We start from the raw sequence: 15,640 nt of genomic DNA, 5'->3' as shown, positions 1-15,640 counted from the left end.
GTCTTTAAGGGGATTAAGGCTGATACGAATTTCAGCCTTAACACCGCAAGAATACACCATTTAGGCTAGAGTTTAATGAGAGCAGTTAGCTGAGAGTGCCATGCAATTACCTACAATTCCTGAAAACGAGCTGCAACGCTTGGCCACGTTACGGGCACTTAATGTGCTCGATACCGATGCCGAGGAGCGTTTCGACCGTATTACTCGGCTTACGCGCAGAATTTTCTCCTTGCCCATCTGTGTTGTGACCTTAGTGGATGCCGAACGGCAATGGTTTAAATCTCGCCAAGGATTGGAGGTGACTGAAACACCTCGGGAAATTTCATTTTGTGGACATGCGATCAATCATGACGGCATTTTCATCGTGAACGACGCCCTCAAAGATCCCCGTTTTAGTGACAATCCTCTGGTGACTGAGCTGCCGCATATTCGCTTTTACGCCGGCTATCCCCTCACCATTCACGAGCAATATCGGGTGGGTACTTTGTGTTTAATCGGTACTGAACCGCGGGATTTTACGGCTGAAGACATTGAAACCTTAACGGATTTAGGACAAATGGTAGAGGCTGAATTACTCTCTATCGCGCAAAATACCTTAGATCCCTTGACAGCTATTTCGAATCGACGTGGTTTTGAATTACTGGCCCATCAGTCACTGGCGAGTTGTCGACGTACCGAATCTGAGGCGGCCTTAGTATTCTTCGATCTCGACTTTTTTAAGGAAGTGAATGACAGCTTTGGTCATCGCAAGGGCGATCAGGTGTTATATGATTTTGCCCATATCTTAATGACTGCTTTTAGGGAGTCGGATGTGATCGCAAGGCTTGGCGGCGATGAGTTTGTGGTGCTGCTAAGTTTTGTGCATAGAGATACCGTCAATCGGGTCATCGAGCGTTTTAAGCAGTTACTTGAGCAATATAATCAACAGCACCCTAAGCAACATAGATTGGCGACCAGCATAGGTATCGCCCATTGGACACCGGATTCAGATATGAGCTTAGAGGATCTGTTAGATTCCGCCGATAAAGCCATGTATCAGGATAAAGCCACACATCACAGTGATGCATCTTAAATTGTTTACGCTTATGCCAATGAAAAGGGAGACAATAATGTCTCCCTTTTCATTGGACTTTATTCGGCGAAGAAGTACTAAGCTGTAATGAGCGTTACCCAATGTTGATATAAGGGTAAGCCAATTAGCACGTTAACTGGAAATGTGATCCCGAGTGAGGCTAGCATAGCCAGACCTATATTGGCTTCGGGGATTGCGGCTCGAATGGCCGCTGGAGCTGCGATATAAGATGCGCTGGCACTTAATGCCGCTAACACTAAAATGCTGCCTGAAGGTAAGTCCAGCCAAACACCTACACCAATACCACACCAAGCCAATATAAAGGGCGTTACGGCGGCGAACACTAATAAGCGCCATTGTTTCAGTGGTAGCGGCAAACACACTTTAGCCGTTACTAAGCCCATTTCCAGTAAAAATAATGCCAGTAAGGTTTTGAATCCGCCTAGTAACACAGGTGTAAGCGGCGCAAGTCCCGTTGGGCCATAAAGCCAACCTATCACTACACCGCCAAGGAGTAAGACAACGCCGCGGCTGGTTAAGGCTTCGTGCAACACGCTTGATTGATTTTCATTTTTGGGTGATGTTTCAATTGCTTTTTTGGCACTTAAGTATCTGTGTAACCAGAGCATTACGACAATAGCAGGTAGTTCCAGCAGCACGAGATATAGGGTCGTTTCTGGCCTTAAGATCAACCCAGATTTTTCAACCATAGCCATCACCACCGCAAAGGTTCCCGCACTGACGGAGCCGTAATGGGCGGCAATACTAATGGCATCGGTATGGCCAATGCGAACCAGCCGGGTTAGTACAGGGTATAAGGCCAAGGGGATAATCAAACCTAAGGCAACAACCGCTAACAGCTCAGTGAACACTAAGTTTTGAGTGTGACCGTGGAGTGCCATTCCGCCCTTTAAACCTAAGGTAAGCATTAACAGTATGGATAGGGTTTCGTAGATCGCGGGTGGGACTTTAAGATCTGATTTCACTAGGCCAGCTAACAGGCCTAAGGCGAAAAATGCAATGACAATATCGGGCATTGGTATCTCATTAAGTTTGACTTTTAAGCCGTACAAAACGCGCTTGTTTGTCGGGTGATCCTGATGGCTGGTGATTTTGGACCTAATTGGTTATATTGAAAAATAAATTGTTTACCACCTAGGTATAGGTAATTGTCTATGGATAAGCGTTCGTCATCGACTCAGCTTAAATTGCGGCATTTGAGTTTTCGGTTACTGCAGGTGTATGTGCAAGTGGTGCGGTTAGGTAATATTTCCGCAGCGGCGAGGGCATTGCATTTAACTCAACCCACAGTGTCATTACAGCTTAAAAAACTGGCCGATGTGTTGGGCGAGCCATTACTCGAGAGTCGTGATGGCCGCATGTTACCGACCTTGATTGGTAATGAGTTGTACCGCGCAGCCTGCGATACCTTGAGTCGTTTTGAGGATTTCGATGCTTTTATGCAGCAGGCTAAAGGTGGCAGTGTCGGTCACATTAATATCGGTATTGTCACTACCGCAAAATACGTGTTACCACGGATTTTAGGGGCATTTTATCGGCAGTTTCCACAGGTTAAAGTGACCTTAAATATTGGTAACCGTGCCCATGTATTAGGCAGATTTGAACGTCAAGAAGATGATTTATACCTGTTCAGTCATCCTCCAAGTGGCGATAACGTGTTATCTGCACGCATCATCAAAAATCCGCTGCAACTGATTGCACCAAAGGAGCATTGGGCTGTGGGTCGTGAACAAGTGAATTTTAACGAGCTTAAAAATGAGCGTTTTATCGTTCGCGAACCGGGGTCAGCCACCCGCTTAATGTTCGAGTCTTGGTGCAGCGGCCAAGGCATCACGCTCGGTGACACTATGCAAATCGAGAGTAATGAGGCGATACGCTTGAGCGTCGCGTCGGGCTTAGGTTTGTCGGTGATTTCGGCGCATACCTTGCAAGAAGGGCGCGAAAAACCTGCAATTCTAACTGTTACGGGGTTTCCGCTCGAAAGTAACTGGTATCTAGTTGGCCGTAAAGATCGCCGTTTGCCCTATGCCGCCATGCAACTGGTGGACTTTATGGCGGCGCATTTGGTCGAGTGTATCGAGCCAGAATGGGTTGCCACTGATATCAGTGAACTGGCTATGCACTTTAATCATGCACCGCAAACTCGGTCCTAGCACTCTTGAGTCTTGCTTGTATTATGGAATGCTTTATTAAACTAGATCATAGCGTTATGCATTGAGGGTAACGGTTTAACACATCTTGTGCCATTACCCTCTGATTCCATTATAAAGTGATACTCTAGACTTTAAATCGCGTCAGTAGATTGTTCAGTTCAACGGCGAGTCTTGAGAGCTCATGTGCTGAGGCACTGGTTTGCTGTGCCCCCGCAGCACTTTGGCTGGCAAGATCACTAATATTCACAATGTTTTTATCGACCTCACGTGCGACTTTCGCTTGCTCTTCGGCGGCGCTTGCAATGACCATGTTGCTGTTATTCATCGTACTGATTTGGCGATTAATCGTGTTTAATGCATCCCCTGCCAATCTTGCGACTGAGAGTGCCTGTTCAGCCTTTTGGCCGCTGTGCTGCATCGATTGCACAGCCGTTTCGGTGCCGTGCTGGATTTTGTTAATCATGTCTTCAATTTCACGGGTCGAGGACTGAGTGCGATGGGCTAGGGCACGAACTTCATCAGCAACAACCGCAAAACCACGGCCTGTATCGCCCGCTCGCGCCGCTTCAATGGCTGCGTTTAAGGCCAGTAAATTTGTTTGCTCAGCAATGGCGCGGATCACATCGAGAACTTTACCTATATCCCTCGCTTGAATCGCTAAGGTTTGAACAACCTGTGAACTTTGTGTCACATCCTGATTCATGTCGATAATGGCTGCGACTGTCTGATCTACCTGTTTTTTACCTAATTCGGTACTGCGGGCGGTTTCTTCAGAGGCTTCTGAAGCGAGCACCGCCGTATTGGCCACTTCATCTACTGCCGAACTCATTTCGGTAATCGCAGTTGCCGCTTGCTGAATTTCATCATTTTGTTGCTGTATGCCGCGGGAAGCATCTTCAGTGACTGAATTGAGTTCTTCGGCGGCGGAGGCGAGCTGGCTAGAGGAGTTTGCTATATGGGATAAAGTGTCGCGCAGGTTTTGCTGCATTTCAGCTAATGATTGCATCAGTTGACTGGTTTCATCTTTACCCTCTGTGCTGATTTTCTGCGTTAAATCCCCCCTTGCGACTGCCACTGAAATGCCTACAGCTTCCTTCATTGGCTGCACGATACTGCGAGTTAAAAATATTGCCACTACAAATGCAGCGATTAAGGAGCCCACTATCATAATGCTGTTTAGCCATTTACTCTCGTCGTAGGCTTGTGCAGTTATTTGACCTTGTTCCTTTGCATATTCAGTATTCAAGCTGCCAATGCTAATGAGCGTCTTTGTCATTTTTTCGGCTTGCACTATCATGACATCATCCATGATCCGTTTAGCTTCGGCTGCATCATTCGCCTGTAGCTTGCTGATCATCTCATCTTGATGCTTTAAATACAGATCAAGGCTGCCACTAAATTCTTGATAGAGCTCCTGCTCACCTGGCAGGCTAATTAAAGGCTCATAGTTTTTTTGATCCGTTTTAATACTCTGGCGGATTTGCCTTAATGTATCGAGTCCTTTGTTAAGTTCAGCAGTCGAATTTGCTAATAACAGGCGAAATGTAAACACCCTAGCGCGCATCACATTGAGGTTGATGCTCGACAGACTGACTAGCGAAGGTAGGGTATTATCTTCAATTTCTACAGCAGTGGAGCGCATGGATGACATTGTCTGTAATGACATGATTCCTTGAAGTAGCAACACAAGAGCAAGTAATCCAAACGCAGCAATTAATCGTGAGCCAATCTTAAATTGTCGTAACCACATAAGTTAATCGTCCCTGTATTTAAAAGAGTTCCGTTTAAGGCTGTTCTTAATATTGTCTAGCGAATATTTCGAACTAAGTGTCATGGTGCTTAGTCAGAATCATGAGTCTTTAGTTGATTGCATAAACTATAGATTATATTTTTGAGCTTTTATGTTGCAGGTTGTAAATTTGAACGATTTAAACCTATAGGCTGTAAATTAGAACAATTGAAACTAAGTTACACCGTACCTTAAAACTCAAGGTTAGCAACAGCTAGAAGCAAATTGAACGTAATGAGTCATTTGGTTGTGTGGATTGAATCGATTATGGAGGATGGATTTTCTATTTTATGTATTTGATTTTTAATTATTATAATAGTTTTTACTGTACTAGTTTGTTTATGATTGCAGATTTTCAATTTAGGTACTTATTCATCTTTCTAGGCTTGTATCTGCAAATAGCGTATTTGACTTGTTATATTCTGAATGCATGAATTATCTTGTCACTAATTGTTCCTCGAATTTTTATCGTGATGGCTAACTTCTTGCTTATCAATATTAGGGTTTTGGTCTAACTCAACAGAGCGATAAATCGCTAATGTTTTACGGTCATTCACTTCGACTCATTTCTATTAATCGACTGTAGGTGCGGCGGAATTCAAAACTGAGTGCGCCACCTTGATAGAGTTCACTCAGTGGCACGTCGCAGCTGAGATATAAGCTGACATTTTGATCGTATAACTCATCAATCAAGCTAATAAAGCGCCGTGCTGGGTCGTCGTTGGCCGCATAGGAGAGTTTGCGCTCGCCCGTGGCTGCGGCTTGGTTATCACCTATACCGTCTTCTGTGCCGCGGGCACGGATCCAGCTTTTTACTTCGCCGCCTAATTTGGGAACGCTGCTCACCATTAAGATCTTAAATCGACTGGCTATTTCGATATAATCGAGCTGGGATCTCGGGCCGTCACATAGGGCATAAAAGTCGAACCAAGCGACTGAGTTGCCTGTTGGCGCTATAGCGGCGCGGATCACAGGGATTTCACGGTTGCAGATGGTTAGGCTAGCATTACTCATTCTGCTATCACTAATGGCAGTAGCGCTTATATAGGGTGTATTTGGCGTTAACCCATTCACTAGCTTGTCAAAAATCTGCTCAAAATCGAGTGTTCCGGTAATGCCTATATTGCGGGAAATCGAGGCGTTAACTTCAGCGCTATCAATGCCAATCTCGTTGTTTAATGAAGCATTGATGGCGTGCATTCTATGGTCTTGGTTGCCATTGAGATGCAGCATTTGAGTGTGTGTTTGCAGTAGCTGGATGCAAGGTAAAAATCTGTGTCTAGCTAGGCCGTTCTCATATAAGCGCTCAATAGGAATATTTGAGGTGGCGACCAGCACCACACCTTGTTTGAATAGGCATTCAAAGAGCCCAGCGAGTATCATGGCATCGCCAATGTCCGAGACAAAAAACTCATCGAAACACAGCACCTTGCACTCTTTTGCGAGATTTTTAGCTATGAGAGTTAACGGATCTCGTTTACCCGAATGTTCGCGTAATGCTTGGTGAATCCGCGCCATAAATCGGTGAAAATGCAGTCTTAACTTACCTTCACTCGGCAAGCAATCGAAAAACAAATCCATCAGAAACGTTTTGCCCCGACCCACATCGCCCCACAGATACAGACCTTTGATTGCTTGTTTGTTGATAAGGGGAAACTGTGCTGAATGTGGCTGTAGCATCAACTGCTTAAATAGCACATCGAGCGCCAACACCGCCTGTTGCTGCGCGGGATCGTCAATGAGATCTATGCACACCTTGGCGCGATACGCTTCAAGTGGTGTTACGATTGGGGTTATCGATTGCGAGCTAGCGGAGTTTGAATGTGCCATGTCGGGGTCTCGTTGGCGGTTTGTTTTCGGTGTTTGCTGCTAGTGTGTTCTTTAGCTTTGTTTTAGTGCGATATCAACACTCACCTTTTTGAGGCATCCTGTTACTCATATTCAGGTACTCGGGAGCCATATGGCAAGATGCGCAGGGTAACATAGTCGCTGGCGTGACTTAAGTCCCGCTCTGGGGCTTAGGTTAAATACTAAGCGAAACCAGTGCTTTATTCTCGAGGACTTTTACCATAACATCTTTGTCACAAAAATAATGATATGGAATGAATCCTATGGCGAGTAAGGGCAATGGCATTACGGTTATCAGTGCACAAACCTTGATTGAGGGCGACATTCAGTTCGAGAGCGCGGCATTCATTGCGGGTAAATTGCAGGGCAAGATTAGATCAGCAGGACAAATTAAGATCGAACTTGGCGGCGAGATCTCTGGTGAAGTCAGTTGTCATGAGCTGCGGGTTTGTGGCGTATTTCGCGGAAGAGTCTGTTGTAATAAGTTGATTATTACCAGTTCTGGTGTGGTTGACGGTGAAGTCGCCAGTCATCAGATGGAGATTTACGAAGGTGGGCAGTTTATTGGTCAGCGCATTAAAGGTCCTGAACTCGATGCCTTGCCGGACATGCTACAAGCACTCGCGCCAATAGCTCAACGCTCGGATGCGCATTTATATGCCAGTGAAAGCACTTTACTAAGAGGTGATAATCTGGCGATTCGCCCTTGGCTGTATGTTGCAGTGGCAACTGTCGTCATAGCGTTAGGTTTTAGTTTTGGACCCGAGCAATTGCGTGAGTGGTTACCGAATCTTAGTGACAGCACGTTGAAAACTGAGGTGTCTCCGGCAATCGAGGGGCTTAAGGCCGTAAATGGTATGGCTCCTGATCAACCTGTTACGCCAAATAGCGCGAATGCCGACAATATGGCGGTGTTACCGGCAGATGATCCTGATCCGCAGATCATGCAGCAGGATTCGGCGATGGAAGATTTACAACAAATGGAACAAGGCCATGAACAGATGACGCAGGGTGATAATGGCGCACCGCGTGCCAGCGACAGTGCGACCAATAAGCTCTAATTTGTCGATCGCGCATTTGAATCTTTTAGAAGGATTATTTGGCTTTAGTTGTCAGTTAGGCCAACCTTGACCCTTTCAAACAGCCACTCTGGTAGCTTGGTTTTTAAGTCAGGAAGAATTCGATCAACATCGCCCCGCAAAATAATCAATGGATTACCACTAAAAGCCGCGTTTGCTAACTGTTGTAGCCTTTCGGGCGTTAGAGCCTGTAATCCTGCATTTAGCTGCTGAACTTCAATTTGAGTTAATCCTGTCGCGACTTGGTGGATATATTGGTTTTCACGTTGAATGCTGTTGTCTTGGCTGAGCAAATCTTCACCGATCAAATAGGTTTTAAGCGCATCGATTTCACCTTGGCTAACACCTTGCGTCTTAACGAGTGTTAGGTGATCTACTATCCCCACCACAAACGCGCCCGTATGTTCTATGGCTGTACTGCCATAAAACTTGATGCTGCTGGAGAGCGGTGCATTGGCGCACTGGCCGTAGATGCCATAGGTGAGGCCGCGTTTTTCCCGTAAATCATAGTAGAGTCTGCCCGAAAAACTGCGGCCCATGAGTGCGGATAAACTGCGGCAGCTTAAGGCGACTTCCTGTGGGTTCAGTTGCTGCTGAGTTGATGCATCACTTAGGACATGATCTATGGCATAACCTAGGCGGACTTGGGTTTGCACGCTGCCCGGCGCATCAATAAGGTAAATCCTCTTGATTTGCTGAGGCTTTACTGTCTCTGCTTTATCCGCTTTCCACACTGAATTAGGCAATAATGGCCACAGTTTAAGGCTAGCTTGAAGGTCAAATTTAGCGTTATTTGCCAAAGAGTTGGGTAGAAAAAGATGCCACTGTGCTTGTGTTACCGCCTGCTGTTGGATTTGTTGCAGTTGCCTTAGGCTGAGCGAATCGAACAATGCATTATTATTGATCACTCTATTGTAGGGATGTTCTGGGCCGAGCAGTTTATCGCGCCACACTTTATCTATCTCGGCGCCACTAAAGGCGTTTAAGTGTTTATTGAGCTTGAGTTGACGGCGAATATTGTCGACATCGACGGGGGTGGTTGTCGCATCAACAAAGGCATCTGGCTGCCAAAATTGCAGTAGTAAGCCGTAGATATGGTTAACATCGTCGGGGCAAGTGAGGCTTAAATTAATGCTGTGCAAGCTGACACGCATATTGAAAGTCTCAAGACAGGGATCTGCGCGGCTAATGGCAAGTGCGCGGGCCTTTTCTTGAAAGGCAATCTGTAAAATATCAGGATTATTGAAGGGAACTTGCGGGCTCACTGCCGCTAAACTGACCCTGTTGCTCACACTGTTATTCATTTGAAGTGAGGCAAGGCGATGTAACTGATAGGGTAAATCCAATTCGGTATGGGCTTCATCGGTAAAAATTTCATCCGTTACGGGGATAATGACGCCGCTTTTGAGTAAATGATTGTTCAAAGAGCTAGGCAAAGAATGGGCTAAAGAGTTTGGCGTTTCAAAATGGGCTAAACTCGGCGGTTCGCTCGGCGTGAAGATGATTTGCGTCTGCTGGCAGGCGTTTAGTGATAAAGCCACAGCGCAGAACATTAAGCCTTGTAGCTGCTTTGACATTGTCTGAGTCGTCATAATACCGCATCCTCTAAACTGTCACTCATATCGTTAGGCAGCCATTCCAGTAGCGTTTTACCCCAGCGAATATACCAAGGTGGCAGTAGGTCGACTCGGACATAATCTTGGTTGAAATACCGTTTTGCAACGCTTTGGATATCGTCGGCCGTGACTGCGTTGATCCGTTGCCACTGCGCGGTAAAGGGATGGTCTTTATCTTGAGCCGACGTTGCGGAAAGCTTGATGGCTAAGGCCTGTGTGTCATCCAGTTGTTGTAATTGATTGTTTAACCACACTTGTTTAAGTGTGCAAAGACTTGCTTCATCAAGAGCATCTTGCTGCGTTTGTGCCACAAGTCCCAATACTTTTTGCACTAAGGCATCGAGTGAGGTCCGTGCCCGTGGAACCAGGACGATATTCGCTATGCCATGATTTTCTAACTCAAAGGGCAGGGAGTAGCTGAGCATTTGTTCGGGATTATGCAGACTGAGTTTAGCGAGTGCACTGGCGGTGTTTTGAAATAAATAACCTTCTAGCAGCCGAATTGCCGCAGCATCGGGGTGATCTTTACCTACTGTATGCCAAGTGAGCAGTAATCCGGGCCAAGGTCCGCGCTCATCCACTAACTCAGCATGTACTTGTTTAGGTTGGATTGTTAACTCAGAAAATTCAGGTTCAGCAATCGTTGGCCTAGACCAAGCCGCAAAATTTTGCTCTATCCATTGTCGGGTTTGTGGGCTTAGTTTGCCGACAAGGGAAAGCTGCATCGCATCGGGACGATAATAAGCACGGTGAAAGGCCGTTAGGTTTTCTGGCGTGGCTTGCAAGATATCTTCGCGGCTGCCAATAATACCGTGACCGTAGGGAGTGCCTTTTACTTGCTCGAGTAAAAACGCCATCGCGCTGCGGATATAGGGCTGATTATCTATGGTTTGTGCCATTTCCTGCAGTACGGTTTCCTGTTGATTTTTAACCGTAGTGGCGTTAAGGCTAGGGCGGATAAAGCGATCGGCTTCGAGATATAAGCCCAGTTCTAATGCTTGGTTTGGCAGCGTCACATAGTAGTTGGTGTAGTCAAAATGCGTGCTGGCATTAAAACGTGCACCTAAAGCACTGAACTGCTGAGCATAGGTATCGCCGGGGGCATTTTCACTCCCTTTAAACAACATGTGCTCAAACAGATGGGCGTAACCACTCTGACCTTGGGCTTCGTTGCGGGCGCCTAAATTAAATTGGCTGGCGACTGTGACTGTTTGTTTATCTGCTATGGGCAGTAATCGCACAGTCAGGCCATTTTGTAGTGTATAGGTCTCTATATTCGCTTCGAGCGCATATAAGGCTTGTGCATCTTGCTCGGCGTGGCATTGGGCCTGTAGCGTATGACTGAAAACACTGGCCGAAAGGGCGATAAAAAAGGTGATTTGAGTGTTCATAAGTGCGTCCTGCCGAGCTTATTTTTTAATTTGTTAAATGTCTTACTCAAGCTGGATACCATTAACGACAGGCAATTGATACATTCGCAGGTATCGATACAGATTGCACCACTGTCGACGACTGCTCGGATTTCATCGAAATCAGTTGAATAGCATTCAGTTTTTGAAAAGAACTGCTATGATGGCACAGTTCTTTTTCTGGCATAAGTACAAGATATGGTAAGCAGATCTCCGTTCGAATCCTTTCAGTGGAAAAGCGATATTTTTAACTGTGAAAGCACTGATATTGATAATTTCTATCTGCTGCTTGAGCAGGAAATGACCCGTTTGGGCATGGTTGAGAAAACATTGGGTGAAGTGGGTAAATACGATGTTAGCTTGTATCAGTCACCGGCCGCTAAGTCAGGCTTACCTTCTTTATTGATCAGCACAGGATTTCATGGCGAAGAATCTGCAGGCCCATGGGGTTTGTTGCATTTTTTGAGTGAAGCTTCAGCAGACCTATTTGAACGGGTGAACTTGAGTTTATTGCCTCTCGTCAATCCTACTGGATTCAGTCGTGGTCATAGATTTAATAAATACGGCGAAAATCCAAATCGTGGTTTTGTATTTGAGAACGGTAAACCTAAAGCGAATGAACATACATCGGTTGAAGGTAAGCTATTGTTAGAGCACGCACAGTTACTGCTTGCTGCGAGTCGAGACGGTATTTTAACTTGCCATGAAGATGTCTTGAGTCGTGAAGCCTATGTGTATTCTTTTGAGCCAAGCCAAGTGCCAGGACGTTTTAGTCTCGATCTACGCGATACTTTAGGTGGTTATTTCCCGATTGCGGTAGACGGTGAGATTGATGGGTGTCCTGTTAAGGATGGTTTGATCTTCAATCATTTTGATACGTCTTTTGAAGCTTGTTTAGTACGAAGTGGTGCTCGTGTCGGTGCTTGTACTGAAACGCCTGCGTTGCAAAACTTCGATCAACGCGTATTAGCAAACAGTGCTGCTATGACTCACTTCTTGGCCCTGTGTGCACCTTTATGTGATTGATATGTTAGTCTATTACGTTAGTGAATAGCCTGACATGACAAAAAAATACCCGCAGATTGCGGGTATTTTTTTAGGTGGTATTCGCCAGTGAATTATTGATTAATTCGCATTGGCACACCAGTACGTTCATCGAGTAGCTTCTTGATCACAGAAGAATCAGTGTCAGCTTTCGCGATAAACTTAGCGATCTCTTTTGGCAGTGATATCGCAACGGGCTCATTTGATTCAAACTCCGCCACAGTGCGAGACAATGGTTGATGCACGGCTAAGTAGCGTTTACCGTCTGGCTCTTCGGTTGCTTTAATCGGTTGGTTCACAAATTGTACCCGAGTTCCCACTGGTACAGTCTTGAATAGATGCTCGATATCTTCATGGCGTAAACGCACACAACCTTGACTGACACGCAAACCAATACCGAAACTTGCGTTAGTACCGTGAATCGCATACAAGTTGCCGATATACAGCGCATACAGTCCCATAGGGTTATCTGGACCCGCTGGCCATACCGCAGGCAGGATTTCACCTTTAGCAGCATATTCTTTACGAATGCGCGGTGTGGGTGTCCAAGTTGGATTCGCACGCTTACGTTGTACAGTGGTCACCCAGTTTTCTGGTGTGTCTTTACCAATTTGGCCAATACCAATAGGCAACACTTCAACAGTCTTTTTGCCTTTTGGATAGTAATACAACCGCATTTCAGCCACGTTGATCACTATGCCTTCACGGGGAGCGTTTGGCAGGATCAATTGCAATGGAATGATCAGTTGGCTACCTGGTTTTGGCAGAAATGGATCCACACCTGGGTTAGCTTCGAGTAGGTTACTGAGACCAAGCTGGTATTTGGCTGCGATATCTTCGAGAGTGTGTTTACCCTCTGGAACCGTATAATACTGGTTCTCGCCAATTAGCCTGCTTTGGGCGGCTGGTAAAGGATATTCCGTTGCTAAAGCGGACAGACTAGGGAAAACCAAAGTCAATAATAAAGCTGTGGTGCGAAGCATACTCATAAGCGGATACTACGATTCCTGTTAATAAAAAAGCGTGTTTAACGCAGCTTTCTCTCTTAAAACGAGAGCGGCAATTTGACGAGCAAAATGCACTGGCGCGCGAAGCTCGCATCCTTCCTTATTTTGGACATTATTTCAACTGAAATATGATCAGTACGGCGTATTTATCGCTTAATTTTTTGTTTTAACGGTTTTCCTTAGCGGCGTCAATTGTCAGTATTTAGTCTTGTCGTTAAAACCTGCTGTACTCAATTATCTTGTGTATACCTTCCTGCTTGATGAAAAATATTTGCAGTGTTAACCAATCTAAAACGTGTCTGTTTGAATGGCGAGCATGTATGGCGTTACTGGAACTGAATTGATTTGTTTTGGGAAAACAGTGTGTGGTCCTTTTCTGACAAGGCTATTGCTCATTGGATAAAGTGAGTTTAAATCATCTCATTGGCAAATAAATGGAGTTAAAACAATTAGCTTAAGAATAATGTTCAAATATTCACCTTTTACACGACATTATTTTATCTGGCACTAAATTGGCTATGATACCGTTAGTTTATACAGGTTTGTGAGCTGAGTTTTGCTTGAATGATTTGAGTTTACGTTCAGTTTGTTATTTTTAACTATTTGATATTCATTTATTTTAATGCTTATTAAGTCGTGTGGTGATGTTCTGCTATCCTTTAGGTTTTACGTTAGCCTTTATCTAAAGGTTAATAGAAAGTTGGTTTTATGACATTTTTTATGTAGATGATTGAAATTTAATATTTAACGCTCCAATAATTCGATATTTTTGTGCTAATATAAAATCATAAAATTGTGAGTTGAGTCATTTTTAACCTCGGTGATTTGTCTATCGTTTAACTAAACAACCTGTATTAAGGAGGCGTTTGTGGATGCAGATTCCATCAATAGTTTTTTTCTGATTGGCGCCTTGCTTACAGCAGTGAGTGTTTTACTTAGTCCTATGTCTTCCCGTTTGGGCATCCCTATTTTATTGATTTTCCTCGCTGTGGGTATTTTGGCTGGCGAAGATGGCGTTGGTGGAATCCAGTTTGATGATTATTCAACTTCCTATTTAGTCAGTAACTTAGCCTTAGCGATTATTTTACTCGATGGCGGTATGCGCACCCGCGTTGCCAGTTTTAGGGTGGCGCTATGGCCTGCATTATCGTTGGCGACCTTTGGCGTTGCCATTACGACCAGTATCACCGGCATGATGGCCGCATGGTTGTTCGACTTGCATTGGTTGCAAGGTTTGCTGGTGGGCGCGATTGTGGGCTCGACCGATGCCGCCGCGGTATTTTCACTGCTTAAAGGGCGTAGCCTTAATGAGCGGGTTGGTGCGACCTTAGAAATTGAGTCCGGCAGTAACGATCCCATGGCGGTATTCTTAACCGTAACCTTGATTGCCATTCTTGCCAATGTCGACAGTGAGTTGTCCTTCAGCTTTATGCTTATTAGCTTTATTAAGCAATTTGGTCTGGGGATCTGTTTAGGTTTAGGCGGTGGCTGGATGCTGTGGAAGCTCGTCAATTTAAGCAAGTTAGCTGATGGTCTGTACTCTATTTTAGTTTTAAGCGGTGGTCTGATTATTTATGCTGCGTCCAACAAACTGGGTGGTAGCGGTATTCTGTCGATTTACTTAGTGGGTCTGTTCCTCGGCAATAAGCCAACCCGGGGCCGTCATGCGATTTTGAACGTACTGGATGGTATGACTTGGGTCAGTCAAATCGGCATGTTCCTCGTATTAGGGTTATTGCTTACCCCTTCAGATTTAGTCGATATCATGATCCCAGGTTTTGCTCTGGCATTCGGAATGATTTTATTTGCTCGCCCTGTCGCCGTGTGGATCAGTCTATTGCCCTTTAAGAGCTTTAGCAGCCGCGACCGCTGGTTTATTTCTTGGGTGGGGTTACGCGGCGCTGTGCCTATCATCTTAGCTGTATTCCCTATGATGGCGGGCTTACCGGGTGCTCAGTTGTACTTCAACTTAGCTTTCTTCGTCGTATTAGTCTCGTTACTGGTTCAAGGTGCGTCTTTGACCACTGCGGCGCGTTTAGCTAAGGTGGAACTGCCCCCAAAGCCGTTACCCGTTTCGCGCTCGGGAGTTGAAATTTACCCGAGCAGCGAATGGGAAGTGTTTGTCTATCGTTTGAGTGAAAGTAAGTGGTGTATTGGTGAGCCGCTAAAGCGCTTGGCTATGCCTGATGGGACACGGATTGCGGCGGTATTTAGGGATGACACTTTGTTGCATCCATCGGGTAGTACTCGTCTCGAGGCGGGCGATATACTCTGTGTGCTGGGTCAGGAGAAAAGTTTAGAAGCCTTGAGTAACCTCTTTAGCCAAGCGCCAGAAAATAAAGAAGTACAACGATTCTTCGGTGATTTCTTTATTGAAACAGACGTTAAGCTTGCGGATCTCGCGCCTATTTATGGTTTGAGTTTAGATAATCTCGCTGATGATATGACAGTCGCAGACCTTGTGGTATCTCAGCTTGGTGCTAATCCTGTACTTGGGGATCAGTTCCACTGGCAGTCGTTGCATTGGGTGGTGGCGGGGCTGTATGAAGGTAAAGTCACTAACGTAGGTATTCGTTTACCGACTGAGAATGCGCTCTAATCC

The 15,640-nt window shown here is 45.4% G+C and carries 11 protein-coding genes; 5 read left to right on the top strand and 6 right to left on the bottom strand.

The window, feature by feature from the left end; all coding sequences use genetic code 11:
• Positions 1-100 precede the first annotated feature (100 nt).
• Positions 101-1,072 carry a diguanylate cyclase gene (locus tag KFE26_RS11145; RefSeq protein WP_198571855.1) on the top strand — a complete coding sequence of 324 codons (972 nt, stop codon included), beginning with the start codon at positions 101-103 and terminating at the stop codon, positions 1,070-1,072.
• 77 nt (positions 1,073-1,149) lie between these two features.
• On the opposite strand, the gene KFE26_RS11140 is transcribed toward KFE26_RS11145, so the two are convergent.
• Positions 1,150-2,109, bottom strand: a complete 960-nt coding sequence (locus tag KFE26_RS11140) for a sodium-dependent bicarbonate transport family permease (protein ID WP_212600427.1) — start codon at positions 2,107-2,109, stop codon at positions 1,150-1,152.
• A 138-nt stretch (positions 2,110-2,247) separates the two neighbouring features.
• Between KFE26_RS11140 and KFE26_RS11135 the strand changes: the two genes are divergently transcribed.
• Positions 2,248-3,246, top strand: coding sequence for a LysR family transcriptional regulator (locus KFE26_RS11135; RefSeq protein WP_173242949.1), 999 nt, complete (start codon positions 2,248-2,250; stop codon positions 3,244-3,246).
• A gap of 124 nt (positions 3,247-3,370) precedes the next feature.
• On the opposite strand, the gene KFE26_RS11130 is transcribed toward KFE26_RS11135, so the two are convergent.
• Together KFE26_RS11130 and zapE are read right to left on the bottom strand one after the other, a co-directional pair.
• Positions 3,371-4,996, bottom strand: a complete 1,626-nt coding sequence (locus KFE26_RS11130; protein WP_212600426.1) for a methyl-accepting chemotaxis protein — start codon at positions 4,994-4,996, stop codon at positions 3,371-3,373.
• A gap of 588 nt (positions 4,997-5,584) precedes the next feature.
• Entirely contained in the window at positions 5,585-6,865 is a 1,281-nt protein-coding gene (gene zapE / locus KFE26_RS11125; RefSeq protein WP_212600425.1) for a cell division protein ZapE, read from the bottom strand.
• Between the two features lie 281 nt (positions 6,866-7,146).
• On the opposite strand from zapE, the gene KFE26_RS11120 reads away from it, so the two are divergent.
• Positions 7,147-7,944 carry a polymer-forming cytoskeletal protein gene (locus tag KFE26_RS11120; RefSeq protein ID WP_212600476.1) on the top strand — a complete coding sequence of 266 codons (798 nt, stop codon included), beginning with the start codon at positions 7,147-7,149 and terminating at the stop codon, positions 7,942-7,944.
• Between the two features lie 44 nt (positions 7,945-7,988).
• Here the strand turns inward: KFE26_RS11120 and KFE26_RS11115 are convergent, their stop codons facing one another.
• Together KFE26_RS11115 and KFE26_RS11110 are read right to left on the bottom strand one after the other, a co-directional pair.
• Complete coding sequence (locus KFE26_RS11115; protein WP_249195686.1) at positions 7,989-9,554, bottom strand: pitrilysin family protein; 1,566 nt, start codon at positions 9,552-9,554, stop codon at positions 7,989-7,991.
• Entirely contained in the window at positions 9,551-10,969 is a 1,419-nt protein-coding gene (locus KFE26_RS11110) for a pitrilysin family protein (protein WP_173242958.1), read from the bottom strand. Before KFE26_RS11110 ends, KFE26_RS11115 begins: the two co-directional genes overlap by 4 nt.
• A 216-nt stretch (positions 10,970-11,185) precedes the next feature.
• On the opposite strand from KFE26_RS11110, the gene KFE26_RS11105 reads away from it, so the two are divergent.
• Complete coding sequence (locus KFE26_RS11105) at positions 11,186-12,013, top strand: M14 family metallocarboxypeptidase (RefSeq protein WP_105251567.1); 828 nt, start codon at positions 11,186-11,188, stop codon at positions 12,011-12,013.
• A gap of 92 nt (positions 12,014-12,105) precedes the next feature.
• Here KFE26_RS11105 and KFE26_RS11100 read toward each other — a convergent pair whose 3' ends face one another.
• Positions 12,106-13,020, bottom strand: a complete 915-nt coding sequence (locus KFE26_RS11100) for a L,D-transpeptidase family protein (RefSeq protein ID WP_105251568.1) — start codon at positions 13,018-13,020, stop codon at positions 12,106-12,108.
• Positions 13,021-13,906: 886 nt separating this feature from the next.
• Here KFE26_RS11100 and KFE26_RS11095 point away from each other — a divergent pair.
• The gene (locus tag KFE26_RS11095; protein WP_131524280.1) at positions 13,907-15,637 is read left to right on the top strand and encodes a potassium/proton antiporter; all 1,731 of its coding nucleotides are present in this window, start codon (positions 13,907-13,909) and stop codon (positions 15,635-15,637) included.
• The last annotated feature ends 3 nt before the right edge of the window (positions 15,638-15,640 follow it).

It is taken from the genome of Shewanella sp. M16, from assembly GCF_018224605.1.
In the GTDB taxonomy this organism is placed as follows: Bacteria; Pseudomonadota; Gammaproteobacteria; order Enterobacterales; family Shewanellaceae; genus Shewanella; species Shewanella oncorhynchi.
The sequence above is the reverse complement of the archived record's forward strand: the minus strand, read 5'-3'. Positions and strand labels throughout refer to the sequence as shown.

What these genes read in the sequence shown, in the direction of transcription:
- KFE26_RS11145 (WP_198571855.1), top strand. Translation starts at nt 101, where the DNA reads ATGCAATTACCTACAATTCCTGAAAACGAGCTGCAACGCTTGGCCACG.
- KFE26_RS11140 (WP_212600427.1), bottom strand. Translation starts at nt 2,109, where the DNA reads ATGCCCGATATTGTCATTGCATTTTTCGCCTTAGGCCTGTTAGCTGGC.
- KFE26_RS11135 (WP_173242949.1), top strand. Translation starts at nt 2,248, where the DNA reads ATGGATAAGCGTTCGTCATCGACTCAGCTTAAATTGCGGCATTTGAGT.
- KFE26_RS11130 (WP_212600426.1), bottom strand. Translation starts at nt 4,996, where the DNA reads ATGTGGTTACGACAATTTAAGATTGGCTCACGATTAATTGCTGCGTTT.
- zapE (WP_212600425.1), bottom strand. Translation starts at nt 6,865, where the DNA reads ATGGCACATTCAAACTCCGCTAGCTCGCAATCGATAACCCCAATCGTA.
- KFE26_RS11120 (WP_212600476.1), top strand. Translation starts at nt 7,147, where the DNA reads ATGGCGAGTAAGGGCAATGGCATTACGGTTATCAGTGCACAAACCTTG.
- KFE26_RS11115 (WP_249195686.1), bottom strand. Translation starts at nt 9,554, where the DNA reads ATGACGACTCAGACAATGTCAAAGCAGCTACAAGGCTTAATGTTCTGC.
- KFE26_RS11110 (WP_173242958.1), bottom strand. Translation starts at nt 10,969, where the DNA reads ATGAACACTCAAATCACCTTTTTTATCGCCCTTTCGGCCAGTGTTTTC.
- KFE26_RS11105 (WP_105251567.1), top strand. Translation starts at nt 11,186, where the DNA reads ATGGTAAGCAGATCTCCGTTCGAATCCTTTCAGTGGAAAAGCGATATT.
- KFE26_RS11100 (WP_105251568.1), bottom strand. Translation starts at nt 13,020, where the DNA reads ATGAGTATGCTTCGCACCACAGCTTTATTATTGACTTTGGTTTTCCCT.